Source organism: Vibrio sp. 811, from assembly GCF_033339195.1.
Map to the genome: position 1 here is coordinate 42458 of NZ_JAWOUB010000012.1, position 13799 is coordinate 56256.

General features: G+C 45.3%; 12 protein-coding genes. 8 read left to right on the forward strand and 4 right to left on the reverse strand.

The window, feature by feature from the left end; genetic code table 11:
• Window positions 1-101: 101 nt before the first annotated feature.
• Window positions 102-1466, reverse strand: coding sequence for an endonuclease/exonuclease/phosphatase family protein (locus tag R7Q46_RS16890; RefSeq protein ID WP_318077642.1), 1365 nt, complete (start codon window positions 1464-1466; stop codon window positions 102-104).
• 394 nt (window positions 1467-1860) lie between these two features.
• Here R7Q46_RS16890 and R7Q46_RS16895 point away from each other — a divergent pair, with 394 nt between their 5' ends.
• Window positions 1861-2175 (forward strand): DMT family transporter, encoded by a 315-nt coding sequence (locus R7Q46_RS16895; protein ID WP_005376506.1) that lies wholly within the window; start codon window positions 1861-1863, stop codon window positions 2173-2175.
• Between the two features lie 79 nt (window positions 2176-2254).
• Here the strand turns inward: R7Q46_RS16895 and R7Q46_RS16900 are convergent, their stop codons facing one another.
• Window positions 2255-3160: a DMT family transporter gene (locus R7Q46_RS16900; RefSeq protein ID WP_005376505.1), complete on the reverse strand. Its 906-nt coding sequence runs from the start codon at window positions 3158-3160 to the stop codon at window positions 2255-2257.
• Window positions 3161-3329: 169 nt separating this feature from the next.
• Here R7Q46_RS16900 and R7Q46_RS16905 point away from each other — a divergent pair, with 169 nt between their 5' ends.
• From R7Q46_RS16905 to R7Q46_RS16915, 3 genes are all read left to right on the forward strand, one after another.
• Window positions 3330-3788 (forward strand): NUDIX hydrolase, encoded by a 459-nt coding sequence (locus R7Q46_RS16905; protein ID WP_005376504.1) that lies wholly within the window; start codon window positions 3330-3332, stop codon window positions 3786-3788.
• A gap of 104 nt (window positions 3789-3892) precedes the next feature.
• Window positions 3893-4465: a GNAT family N-acetyltransferase gene (locus R7Q46_RS16910; RefSeq protein ID WP_047101443.1), complete on the forward strand. Its 573-nt coding sequence runs from the start codon at window positions 3893-3895 to the stop codon at window positions 4463-4465.
• A gap of 125 nt (window positions 4466-4590) precedes the next feature.
• Complete coding sequence (locus R7Q46_RS16915; RefSeq protein WP_151515627.1) at window positions 4591-6003, forward strand: coniferyl aldehyde dehydrogenase; 1413 nt, start codon at window positions 4591-4593, stop codon at window positions 6001-6003.
• Between the two features lie 176 nt (window positions 6004-6179).
• On the opposite strand, the gene R7Q46_RS16920 is transcribed toward R7Q46_RS16915, so the two are convergent.
• Entirely contained in the window at window positions 6180-6659 is a 480-nt protein-coding gene (locus R7Q46_RS16920; RefSeq protein WP_005376501.1) for an aminoacyl-tRNA deacylase, read from the reverse strand.
• A 157-nt stretch (window positions 6660-6816) separates the two neighbouring features.
• Here R7Q46_RS16920 and R7Q46_RS16925 point away from each other — a divergent pair, with 157 nt between their 5' ends.
• The 4 genes from R7Q46_RS16925 (at window position 6817) to R7Q46_RS16940 (ending at window position 11797) form a co-directional block, all read left to right on the forward strand.
• Entirely contained in the window at window positions 6817-8358 is a 1542-nt protein-coding gene (locus R7Q46_RS16925; RefSeq protein WP_158155964.1) for a glutamate synthase-related protein, read from the forward strand.
• A gap of 186 nt (window positions 8359-8544) precedes the next feature.
• A complete protein-coding gene (gene katG, locus R7Q46_RS16930; protein ID WP_158159342.1) occupies window positions 8545-10719 on the forward strand; it encodes a catalase/peroxidase HPI in 2175 nt (724 codons plus the stop codon).
• A 153-nt stretch (window positions 10720-10872) separates the two neighbouring features.
• Window positions 10873-11325, forward strand: a complete 453-nt coding sequence (locus R7Q46_RS16935) for an antitoxin Xre/MbcA/ParS toxin-binding domain-containing protein (RefSeq protein WP_017820987.1) — start codon at window positions 10873-10875, stop codon at window positions 11323-11325.
• A 1-nt stretch (window position 11326) separates the two neighbouring features.
• The gene (locus tag R7Q46_RS16940) at window positions 11327-11797 is read left to right on the forward strand and encodes an RES family NAD+ phosphorylase (protein WP_005376497.1); all 471 of its coding nucleotides are present in this window, start codon (window positions 11327-11329) and stop codon (window positions 11795-11797) included.
• A gap of 79 nt (window positions 11798-11876) precedes the next feature.
• On the opposite strand, the gene R7Q46_RS16945 is transcribed toward R7Q46_RS16940, so the two are convergent.
• On the reverse strand, window positions 11877-13727 hold the full coding sequence (locus R7Q46_RS16945; protein ID WP_318077643.1) for an acyltransferase family protein: 1851 nt from the start codon (window positions 13725-13727) through the stop codon (window positions 11877-11879).
• Window positions 13728-13799: the final 72 nt, after the last annotated feature.

A 13799-nucleotide genomic window follows, 5' to 3' on the forward strand; every position in this document is an offset into this window, starting at 1 on the left:
CGAGGGTCACCTAGCCAACTGACGTTGTTAGTGAACCATCTTGTTCACAAATATATACAGCCAATCACGACTCCTTGTGGTTGGCTTTTTTTTTATGCAGTCTAGAACTGTGCTTTAATCCAGATCATGCGATGGTCGGAAGATACATCCTTACCATCACCATACTTACCGATACGTGCATCGTTAAATAGTTTACGGCCTTCTTCATAAGACGCTGACCAGTACACACCAGAGTCTATTACATTCAAATTTGCTGAAGGCAAGGCATAGTCTACCCCTAAGCCAAACGTTGAAGTGATGCGATTCGGATATGGGTGAGTTGAACTGCGGTCAACAGCGTGTTCAGCTGCACCAAAGCTTGTTGGGTAAAGCTCACCATTCATCACGGTTTGGTTAACCAATGGATCGTTGTGCAGCTCTTGCATTACAGAGCTAATACCGTCACCAGCCATTGGATCAAGGTTTTGATCACCCATCATTACGAATTTAGCGCCGTTCGTTAAGCCACCTGTTTTACCCGCATCGTCGTAAAAATAGTCTTTGCCTTGAATGTAATGATGCCAAAACTCCACTTCTGCTGCGTTTTGCGCTTTGTTTTTACCGGTGTCGAATACTGGTGGAGTAGGATGAGACATCAACAAGTGTACAACTTCCTCGCCATTGCGAGTTGGAATGATGATTGGCGCGTCGACGTGATTTTTCGAAGATAGACGCACTTGATCCCATTCTTCCGCTGAGTACCATTCATCACCACACTTCATGCCGCCTGGAATCTTTTGCGAACCGTCACAGATAGTAATGGTTGGAATTTTCGCACCTTCCATATCTTTCCATTTAAATGCTTGGAATGTACGTGTGTTTGCCGTGTCAATTTTATACTTAGACATAAGGGCAAATGCATATTGACCATGGTACATGCCAAAGCCCCATGCATCACCTGGCATTTGACCTGCGGTTCCGTTGTTGTCGAGATCAAACTCACTCAACAACCCTGTATTGGTTGAATAAGATTCAGCATAAGGGTATTCAATAGGCTCAAGGTTTGCTTCACCGCCCGCGCCATCGATACTTTGCGCGACAGACAAGTAGTTCTTCTGGAATCCTTCAATGGCTGCTTTGTTTTCACCTGTTCCGTCGTTGTTGTATTCCGCCATCATAAGAACATCAGGACGATTCTTTTGAATGATTGCTGCAACGTTACGAATTTGAATGACTTTTTCCGCAGTGGTTTTGTCTTCTGCTGCGATTGAACCGTCTAAATAAGAGGTGACCAACGCAGTTTGCTGCGTTGGTTCAATTTGCATTTCATCTACCAAAGTTTCGAAGGTAGCGCGGTCAAAAGAGAGGTTGTAAGTCGCTATTTTTACTTCTTTAGGCTGAACATTGACGTATTCAGTATCGTCATTACATCCAGATAGTAGAGCGGCGCCAACAAGGACAGCGATAGAGGTTTTGATTGCTTTCATGGGTACGTCATACCTTATAATTAATTCGGCTGAATATTAAAGTCATCAGTCATTGTTTTAAGCGATATTAGTCACACAAACGTTTTCATATTTACATGTTCAATTAGTTTTTGTGTGATTTGTGCAATAAATGCAACACTTTCAACACCAGAAGGTTATATGTAAATTGTTAAAAAACGGTGTCGTTATTGATGCGAAATAGAGAGTCCGCCACCGTTAAAAAGAAAAGCGTAGAATTTAAGCGTGCATGAGATGTTTGAGTTGTATGCTTATCGCCGTGTTTTATTTTTTATGTTTAGATTTCCGTATATAATAAGCAGTCAATCAGAAGTGAGGACGACCTCACCGCTCTATCTTTTCTCGGGGACGACCCCATCTCGTTGGGAAATGTGACATGGCTTGGGGAATTCTCTTCATTGCGGGCTTGTGTGAAATCGCATGGGCTGTCGGTCTTAAATATTCACAAGGGTTTACCAAATTCGGTGCTTCGGCATTCACTATTGTCTTTATGTTATTGAGCTTTTGGTTGCTTGGCATTGCGTTAAGAACCTTGCCTTTAGGCATTGCTTATGGAGTATGGGTAGGGATTGGCGCAATAGGCACGGCAGTCGTGAGTATTTATCTGTTCAATGAGCCAGCAACACTTATCAAAGCCTTAAGCTTGCTAATGATTGTCGCTGGTATCGCAGGGTTAAAAATATCAGCTTAACGTTAGGCTAAACACAAAACAGCCAGAGTCACTCTGGCTGTTTTTCTAAATGTCGTGTTTACGGTTCTGGCGAGGTATATCAAGCGTTGCGCTTAATAAAAGGTAACCGTAAGTGATGACCAAACGCATTAATTAATGCGCCTGTAACAATCAGACCGCCACCGACGTACGTCCAAATGATCGGAACCTCGCCAAAGAAAATGATGCCCAACAACACAGAAAATACGATCTGGATATACGAATAAGCGGAGGCTTTACCCGCTTGTTGAGTTTGCATCGCTTTGGTTAACCCCAATTGCCCAATTTGGGTAAAGACACCAACTAGAACCAACATGAAAGTCAGATATAGATCGGGCATTACAAAATCGTCGCCAATCAGTAAGAGTGAAGCGGGGAGAGCAACCAACGGGAAATAGAAAATGATCACTGAGCTGTCTTCTGTCTGACTCAGTTTTCTGACAATGACGTAGGCAATTGAGCTACCAAATGCGCCTAAGATCGCAATCATGACGCTAAACATTGGTAAAGCGCTATCTGAGCCTTGCCCAGTTTCTGGGCTTACCATGATATAGATGCCGAGTAAGCACAACGCAATACAAAGGAAAGTTGACGGCTGGATGCGCTCTTTCAAGAAAAATACGGCGAGTAGTGCAGTAAATACCGGATGAATATATTGGAATATCGTCGCTTCTGCCAAAGGTAAGGTGGTCACTGAATAATATACACACATCAGAGCCATCGTACCCACAGCACCGCGTGCAAATAGTAATGGCTTATTATTGCCCCATACAGAAATTCGTTTTCGCTTTACATCGAAATAACTAATGATAAGTGAAACGAGCGCTCTTGCTGCAACGATTTCAAAAACGGGGATACCGTAGTTGCCGACGTGCTTTACTGTAGCCGACATCAGAGCAAAGCCGAACGCGGAAAGCACCATAAAGCGCACACCGATGGGAATCATAGTGTTGAATGAATTGGACATTTTACTGCTCATTTGTTGCGACAGATCTCACTTTAGCATACTTAGTTAGCGATTAAATCCTCTCAACTCAAACACTTCTGTCGACAAGATGAATAAACAGTAGAATACGTAGCAATTAATCTGCCTCTCTTCAGCGTAACAATAAAAACTCGATATTTAAGGAGCTTACATGATCCCGATAAAAGCAACGCATGTTTCAGGCGTTGTCATTTCAAAAATTGATGGCATAGAAAAAATGCTGTTACTCAAACGCGTAAAAGGTGGCTATTGGTGCCATGTTGCAGGTGGTATCGAAGCGGGTGAAGCCGGGTGGCAAACCATTTTAAGAGAGTTAAAAGAAGAGACACTAATTGACCAAGTTGAGTTACATACAGCAGACTTCCTAGAGCAGTTCTACGAAGCAAAAAATAACCGTATCATGGTTATCCCATGTTTTGTGCTATTTTGTCCGCCTAACCAATCAGTTGTTCTTAACGAAGAGCATACAGAGTATCGCTGGTGTACGCTTGAAGAAGCTAAGCAGCTGGCTCCGTTTGCCAATCAGCATCACCTATATGAACATGTATGGAAACATTATGTAGATGTGGCATCACTAACGCCATTTACGCTGATCGATCAAAAGGGCTAAATGAACGGCAACGGCTTTGATTAGTTTTTATAGAGAGGTTTGTTCTCATAAAATGAAGCGTTAGGATTTGCGCTGAGCGTTCACAATAAAAAGGAATAACATCTATGGATGAAGTCACATGCCAAGAGACGTATCAAGGAAATCACTTACAGAAGCGTTTTTCCGTCTCGCAAAGGGTCTCAATTGAGCCCCTCAACACGAAACACGCGTCCGCTTTACTAGAGGTTGTGAACACTCACCGAGAGAGCCTTGAGGGCTATCTACCTTGGACGGATTCTGTCACGAATCATAGAGAGGCCGTGAACTACATTTCCCAGCGAGTGAACAGTAACGCGCTGGATTCCCACTGGTGTGCAATTTATTTTGATGAGCAGCTTACGGGTGTTATTGGCATTAAAGGTGTGGATTCACATACGCGTGTTACTGAAATTGGCTACTGGCTTGCCAACAATGGGCGAGGCCATCGTGTGATTGATCAAGTGCTCGCAGTATTGATCCCTTTTTTGAAGCAGAAAGGGCACGCACAATTCATTCAGTTCCATTGTATGGAAGATAACATCGCTAGCATCAATATTGCTGAGCGTGCAGGCGCCACATTAAAAGAATACGTTGATCATGAGTTCGATATGCTTGACCGCTCTCAACGACTAGGCATTTATGAACTACGTTTGATGTAGTATCCACCCCAGAAATATTTTAATCAGAGTTCGAACTCTAACTTCACGAGCGCTACAATAGTAACATTGTTGCGCTCGTGTTAACTTGGGGCGTCATTGGCAGAAACTAGGCTAGGAGAAGCATCATGAACGCAATCACAGAGGTTGAAGTAGATAACTTGTTACAGCAAAGCCTCGAACGCTTAAAAGCGGCATATGCAGCCGAGCCTTATCCTAGTTTGGATGAACGTAAACAGCGCCTCGTTTTGTTAAAAAAATCGCTGCTTGAGAACAAACAAGCTTTGGTTGAAGCGTTAAGTGACGATTTTGGCTATCGCTCAGAATTTGATACCGCCATGACCGACGTTTTGCCAACGGTCTCGCATATTAATTATACCCTCAAACGACTAAAAAAATGGTGCAAACCCAGCAAGCGCGAATCCGGCTTATTGCTCGCACCTTCTAAAGTCACCGTTCAGTATCAACCGTTAGGTGTCGTCGGGATCATTTCACCGTGGAACTTTCCTGTGATTTTGAGCCTTGCGCCTTTAGTGACAGCATTGGCTGCTGGCAACCGCGTGATGATGAAGCTCAGCGAATTTACGCCAAAAACCAATAAAGTCATCGTCGATATTTGCCGTGGGTTGTCTGAGTATGTCGAAGTTTTTGAGGGTGAAGCAGACGTCGCACAAGCATTCAGCCAACTGCCATTCGATCACCTTTTGTTCACGGGTTCTACGAGTGTTGGTCGCGCAGTGGCAAAAGCGGCAGCGGAAAACCTTACCCCGGTGACGTTAGAGTTGGGTGGAAAGTCCCCGGTGATCATTGCAAAAGATGCAGACATGAAGAAAGCCGTTGATGCTGTCTTGTTTGGTAAATGCATTAATGCAGGCCAGATTTGTGTCGCGCCTGACTACGCGTTTGTACCGCAAGAACGTGTCGAAGAGTTCATTTCGCTATTCTTAAAACGTTTTGAAAAGCTCTATTTAAAATCCAACAAGAATCAAAAGCTGACCCATATTGTCAACCAACGACAATATGATCGTTTGACTGCGCTACTTGAGGATGCAAAAGCGCAAGGTGCTAACCTTCACACTGTTGAGGCGTCGCCCCAAGAGGAACGACTTCTGTATCCTCATTTGGTCACGGATGTGTCGCCGAATATGCGAATCATGCAAGAGGAGATCTTCGGGCCATTTCTACCTGTTAAGCCCTACAATGCCGTTGATGAAGCGATTGACTACATTAATCAGCACCAAAGACCACTTGCGCTGTATGTTATGTCGGACGACAAATCGACCATCAAACATATTGTACGCAACACCCACAGTGGTGGCGTCGGCGTTAATGATACGGTTTTACATGTTGGCGCTGAAGATGCGCCTTTTGGTGGCGTTGGTGAATCGGGTATTGGGCATTATCACGGAGAGGAAGGATTCAGAACTTTTAGTCATGCGAAAACCATTCTTTACACACCGAAATGGTTGCCAAGAACGAGCGTATTAATGCGCCGTAGGGCTATGGCGATAAAAGCGATCCAAAAGATCTTTGTTCGATAATAATTATGATTTGATTGATAAAAAAACCGCCCGAATAGGCGGTTTTTTGTTTCTATATGCTCTGAAACGCTGGGCAGCAAAGTTCGAGAAACTTCCTTCGCGTGCTACCAACACAATAAATAAAGGCTCTTGTTGAAAGAGCCTTGTTCAGGAAATGTCGAGAGATTTTGGCAAGTTTAATGCAGAACTTCACTGCTGAATCTTAGATATCTACAGTCGTTCATCAGTTCTTTAAACGCCTTTCTGTCCAGCTTAATCAGAGTTTCATGATCGCCAGCTTCAAGGTAGACATGTTCCAAGTTTGCCAGTCTTTCATCGCAAACTGTCGACATGTGGTAAGGGCTACCAATCGGTGGAATAGCGCCGTGTTCACAATCGGTGAAGAGTCGGTAAACCATACGCTCTTTCACCAAGTGGAAGGTGGCATTAAATTCGTCGTTTAATCGCGACAAACTGATTTTGTTGTTGGCAGGTAAGACCGCCATCATATGACGCCCTTCATGATCCTCTAGAATCACACCTTTTGCGATATTCATTAAAGGCACACCTGCTGCAACACCACTTTGTAGCGAGCTATGACTGTGGCTGTGATTCACGGTTTGAAAGTGAATGTTATGCTCAGTCAAATATTCATCTAATCGGGTTGCAATCGTCATATAGCCTCCACGTGTATGAGACCCATAAAAAGTATAGGTTAGTCGGGCGACAATCGCGCATTTTACTCGGCGACACTGACGCTCTTTACGCTCCTGTTCTACGCTTATTGCAAGCCAGCGAGAAAGCATGGTTAACAATAATAAATAGGGGGGCAACATGAGCAAGCCAATCATCGCTGATAACAAGCCGATCAAAGTAGAGTTGAAAGCTGGGCAAGAATATTACTTCTGCCGATGTGGGCGTTCTAAAAATCAACCTTACTGCGATGGGTCTCATTCGGGAACCGGCTTAAAGCCAATGAGCTTTAGTGCGGAAAAAGACGAAGATGCCTATCTCTGCCAATGTAAGCATACCGCCAATGCTCCTTTTTGTGATGGTACACACAAGCGATTTACCGCAGAGCAAGTCGGTAAAGAGGGACCGGAACAAAAGCGAGAGAAAAGAGACAAACCAACGGCGTCTGCTACTCAAGAAGAACCAACCCTCGAGTTTATCCACCAATTAGCGAGAGAGGGACTCTCTAAACTCGGTCATCATGGTCCGATGGCTGCAATGGGGGTTCCTAGGCATTTGCTACCACATTGGGATGCTATACAAATCATGGTGGCGCAAATGGCGACACAACCGTTGTTGGAAGACGTTCCTGTGTCTACCGAGTTGATTGTGGGACCAAACGCGCGTAAGCCGCTCAGACTCGCCATTCCTTTGTTGGTGTCGGACATGAGTTTTGGCGCACTTTCTGAAGAGGCGAAAATTGCACTAGCAAAAGGTGCAGAGTTGGCAGGGACTGGGATTTGCTCTGGTGAGGGTGGCATGTTACCGGAAGAGCAAGCCGCCAATTCACGGTATTTCTATGAGCTTGCTAGTGCTCAATTTGGCTACGACGAATCTAAGCTTCTTAATGTTCAGGCGTTTCACTTCAAAGGCGGGCAAGGAGCAAAAACGGGCACGGGTGGTCATCTGCCTGCAAATAAAAATGTAGGTAAGATCTCTCAGGTGAGAGGCATCCCCGAGGGACAACCAGCGATATCACCACCAACGTTCAAAGATCTTCACACTACTCACGATTTCAGAAAGTTTGCTGACAGAGTTCGTGGCATCACAGGCGGTATTCCAATTGGATTTAAACTCAGTGCCAACCATATTGAGCAAGACATTCAGTTTGCGCTTGATGCTGGGGCTGATTACATCATCTTAGACGGTCGCGGTGGTGGCACGGGTGCGGCGCCAACTATGTTCCGTGATCATATTAGTGTGCCCACCATCCCTGCATTAGCTCGTGCACGTAAGTACTTAGATGAAAAAGGTGTAAGTGACAGCGTCACATTAATCATCACTGGTGGGTTGCGAGTTCCTACGGATTTTGTCAAAGCGTTGGCACTTGGAGCAGACGGAGTAGCGATAGCAAACAGTGCGATGCAATCGATCGGTTGTGTCGCGGCTCGCATCTGCAACACCAATAATTGCCCGGCAGGCATTGCGACACAAAATGCCGATTTGAGGCAGCGTCTCGACGTTGAAAAGTCATCCCAGCAACTGAAAAATTTCTTCGAATCCTCGGTCGAGCTCATGAAAGTCATGGCGAGGGCGTGTGGTCATCACGCTCTGAATGAATTTAGTCATCATGATTTAGCGACCTGGGATCACAACATGGCGAGGCTGTCTGGGATTAAGTATTCAGGTATGGACTTAAACTGATCTCTATCCATATTTTCTGCATATAGGTACATGTTTGATAACAATTATTTATTCGCTGAAATGTTTGAAATTTTGACTTGGCGTTAACTAAAAAAACAGTGTATGAACTACGCTGTTTGAGGTGGATATTCGATTTATTGAATAACAAAGAGTGGTTACCACAACCACGACACGAAGGAGCATTATATGAGCAAAGCAAACGGCGGTTCGGTAGGTAAATGTCCAGTTATGCATGGTGGGCAAACATCTACAGATAAGTCGGTGATGGATTGGTGGCCGAATGCCTTGAACTTAGACATCCTGCATCAACACGACTCCAAAACCAACCCATTTGGTCAGGACTTTAATTACAAAGAAGAACTGAAAAAGCTAGATGTCGAAGCACTTAAAAAAGATTTAAAAGATTTAATGACTGATAGCCAAGACTGGTGGCCTGCCGACTGGGGACACTACGGTGGTTTAATGATCCGAATGGCATGGCATGCAGCGGGCAGTTATCGTATTGCGGATGGCCGTGGCGGTGCTGCTACAGGCAACCAACGCTTTGCTCCTCTCAACTCTTGGCCAGATAACGCTAACCTCGATAAGGCTCGACGCCTTTTATGGCCAATCAAGAAAAAATATGGCAACAAACTAAGTTGGGCAGACCTGATTGTCCTTGCCGGTAACATGGCGTACGAATCCATGGGCTTTAAGACCTTTGGCTTTGCGTTTGGACGAGAGGACATCTGGCACCCAGAAAAAGACACTTACTGGGGGTCTGAGCAAGAATGGTTAGCCACAAGTGACGCTGATAACAGCCGCTACTCTGGTGAGCGAGATTTAGAAAACCCGCTTGCTGCGGTAATGATGGGTCTTATCTATGTGAACCCTGAAGGGGTAGACGGTAACCCAGATCCTCTCAAAACAGCACATGACATGCGAGTGACCTTTGCGCGAATGGCAATGAACGATGAAGAAACCGTCGCGCTCACAGCTGGTGGTCACACGGTGGGTAAGTGTCATGGTAATGGTGATGCCGCAAACCTTGGCCCAGAGCCCGAAGCAGCAGACGTTCATGAGCAAGGTCTTGGCTGGATTAATCACAAAACACGTGGCATTGGCCGTGACGCGGTAACGAGTGGTATTGAAGGTGCTTGGACAACACACCCTACACAATGGGATTACGGATACTTCCACCTACTATTTAAGTATGACTGGGAACTGAAAAAGAGCCCAGCCGGCGCGTGGCAATGGGAGCCCATCGACATTGAAGAACAAGACAAGCCTGTCGATGTTGAAGACGGTTCTAAGCGCTACAATCCAATCATGACCGACGCCGATATGGCGCTCAAAATGGACCCTGAATATCGTAAGATTGCAGAAAAGTTCCAAAATGACCCTGCGTACTTTGATGACGTTTTTGCTCGTGCCTGGTTTAAGTTGACACACCGCGATCTAGGACCAAAATCATGTTATTTCGGCCCTGATGTGCCAAGCGAAGATCTTATTTGGCAAGACCCAACGCCCGCAGGTAAGACAGACTACGATGTTGATTTAGTAAAAACAAAAATCGAAGCAAGTGGCCTATCCATTAGTGAGTTAGTAAGTACGGCGTGGGATAGTGCGCGTACTTACCGTGGCTCTGACCGCCGAGGCGGTGCAAATGGCGCGAGAATTCGCTTGGCTCCGCAAAAAGATTGGCAAGGGAACGAACCTGAACGTCTAAGACGTGTTCTTGCGGTGTTAGAAAAAATAGCAGCAGAAGAGGGCTGTAGTGTTGCAGATGCTATCGTGCTTGCTGGTAACGTAGGTATTGAACTGGCTGCGCGTGCCGCAGGTCATGATGTTTCCGTACCATTCGCGCCAGGCCGAGGTGATGCCACCCAAGAGATGACGGATGTGGAATCGTTCGAAGTACTTGAGCCTGTTGCTGACGGTTTCCGAAATTGGTTGAAGAAAGACTACGCGGTTAAGCCAGAAGAGCTTTTATTAGATCGTGCTCAGCTTATGGGGCTAACGGCGCCAGAAATGACGGTACTTATCGGTGGTATGCGCGTTCTAGGCAGTAACTACGGCGGTGGAAAAGAGGGCGTATTTACTGACCGAGTAGGCACTTTGTCGAATGATTTCTTCGTGAACCTTACTGACATGGCATATACGTGGAAACCAGTGAGTGCTAATCAATATGAAATCCGTGATCGTAAAACCGACGCTGTGAAGTGGACGGCTACTCGAGTGGATCTTGTCTTTGGTTCAAACTCGATCCTGCGTTCGTATGCGGAAGTGTATGCGCAAGATGATAATCAGGAAAAATTCATCCATGACTTCATCGCCGCATGGACGAAAGTCATGAACGCGGATCGTTTTGACTTGCAATAAGTGAAACGATGCCCGTCGGTAAATGGGTTGATGAATAAGTAAGAGAGGCGGGCGAAAAGCTCGCCTTTTTCTTTACCTATCTTTTTACTTTGATTGAAAGTTAAGCTCATTTGAACCATAATAACTGGACCATATGAACCATAGGAGCTTGATATGGCAACTGCAGCATTAAAAAGCTTCAAACCGAAACAACCTCATAAAGCCAATTTCTGGTTTATGTTGGGTATTGAAGACGCTGAAACAGGTCGCACTGATGCGGTTCACAAAGGCTTTGAGCCAAAGGTGTATCGCAATATTGTTGAGCGTGTGAAGCTTTCTCAGAGTGAGTTTCAAAACGTCACATTGATACCTGTTAGCACGATCAAGCGTCGTCTAAAAAACGATGAGCGCTTCAATACGCAAGAAAGTGATGCAATCTATCGATTAGCGATGTTATTGAAACTCGCGACAGAACTGTTTGACGACGAAGAGCGCGCGTTAAAATGGATGAGAGAGAATGTGTACGGCTTAGGTGGAAAACGTCCACTTGATATGGTCTCGACCACGGTGGATTTTGAAATCGTAAAAGATTTGATCGGCCGTTTAGAGCACGGGGTATTCTCGTAATATGAAGCTCTATCGTCTCACACAAAAGAAATTTGCTGACACGCCATTCAGCCCCGTTGGCGCAAAGTTGTTTGGAGGGCGATGGAACTCAAAAGGAACCGAAGCCCTCTACTTCTCTGAATCGGAATCCCTTTGCTCGTTGGAAGTATTTGTTCACGTAAACAACGATCCTGCTATCACCAAACTTTACGATTTATATCGTATTGAAATGCCAGAATACCTCATCGCCACCTTAGATGAAGAAGATCTCCCTGTGACGTGGCGGGCAATACCGGCGAGCGAGTCTACGCAGTACATTGGTGATCAGTTTCTCAATGATCCTCATCCAGAGTTTGCCGCGCTGCAAGTGCCTTCAACGATTTCACCTCGTGATAAAAACTACGTGGTGAATCCAAATCATCCCAAAATGAAAGAGATCATCAAGAAAGCCGAAAAGCTCGATTTCGCGTTTGATCCGCGCATTTTCAAATAGACGCCTAGCTTTGTCTTGCTTTAAAGCATTCAGCGCTTACCTGAGATAAGCGCTGAAGCATAAAAGTTTATTTCCTTGGTTATTGTCGGTCGTAAGTGAACTGTTGCGCTTCATTTGTAGTGTTGAGGTAATGCCCAAGCACCAACTCAGCACCTTTGTAAGATAAATGGCTGTCATCCGTATACATCGCATTGTTTGCTCCAACTCTCATTCGACATACGCCATTTCTGCAAATGGCATCGGTCAAGTCGACAAACTCAACGTGCTCAAATTGCTCAAAGTAGTTCACTAACTTCGCCACGTTTTGAGGGTGATGTTGTTTGGGAGAAAAGTCGCAGGCAGACTCTTCTGTCTCGCCAAACAAACGCGCTTTCCAAAGGCATTCTCCTACCGCAAACGGTGCAGAAGGGGTTGGACCGAAAACGACCACTTCCTTTCCTTTCAGTTCATTCAATAATTTGGTTAATGATGCTTCATAATCGGCTTGTGAAAGCTCTTTATTGAAATTAGAAGAGATAACAACGCGACGAATGGAAGGGGTACTTAGAATGGTATCGACAGCCTCATTGAAGAACTGTCGGCAAGAAATTGAGCCAGCAGCTTCTAGGATGTCGACATAACCGACCGCACAGGAATCTTGAGTAAGTTGCACCACGCCAGTTGGTGTTACTTCAGATAGACGCTTCACGTAAACCATGCTGTGACTATTGCCTAACACAGCGATGGCGGGCTGCGGCGCAGACGAGCACACATCGTTAACGCTGGTGTTGCCGTTGCAATCTAAACCATAACCGTTGTTAACGCGCATGGCCTCGAAAAATGCGCTTCTTTCTGGAAAACCACCGTTTTGATGACCGATAACGCCGAGTGTTAGCAAGGGCAACGTCAACAACACAATAACCGCGGACACAGTGCGCATGCTCATGGCTTTTCGGCTACGGAACGGCTTTTCAATAAAGCGCCAAGTGAAGTAAGACAGTACAAAAAGAGCGATCACGTAAAGCGGGATATTGATGTCTTGTGTTGTGTCCAACACGTAGCGGTAAAAGACAAATAATGGAATGTGCCACAAGTATAAGCTGTAGCTGATTAAGCCGACGAACACGACCCACTTTAGGCTCAGTAATCTACCGCAGACATTGCCTTTAGAGGCAAACAAAATCACCAACGCGCTACCGATGACCGGCACCAGCAGCGTAATGCCCGCGCCATCTTGCGATTTTTCAAATAAAAGCGCGGAAGCCAATATCAAAACGATGCCAATGGTTGCTAGAGTATCGTTAGATTGAACTTGGACTTTTCTCATCACTAATGCGAGTAATGAACCGGTTGCTAGCTCCCAAGCGCGAGAGAAGATCATGTAAAAAGCGAAATCAGGATCGTTGCTCGCGTAGACAATAGTCATCAAACTCAGCACAAATACCGTGATAAAAAAAGTCAGGTAAAACGCGTTTTTACCACGAGCGAGTAGCATGAGTAGCAAAGGAATGACAATGTAGTATTGTTCTTCAACGCCCAAGCTCCATGTGTGGAACAGCGGGTTGGCTTGATCTTCTAAACCGAAGTAATTGTGGCCTTTCAAATACAGAAGAATGTTGGATGAAGAGAGAATGGAAGACACTGCAAATTGACCAACGTCTTTGTGTGCTTGCGGCAAAAATAGCCACCAAGACATCAAATAGCTGACGGCGATCACCACCAGTAAGAGGGGGAGTATGCGACGAATGCGTCGCTCATAAAAATCACCAAGGCTGAACTTCTGGTTTTCTAAGTCGTTAATCACGATGGTGGTGATCAAATAGCCGCTGATCACAAAAAACACGTCGACGCCAATAAAGCCACCAGCGAATTGCTCAACTCCTGCATGAAACAAAATCACCAACGTGACAGCAATCGCCCTTAATCCGTCTACTTCTGCTCTGTAAGTCATATCGTGTTGCTCCAACATTCCGTTTAATGAAGTAGAGCAAAATATGAACCAGAAATAATGTTTATTTAAATC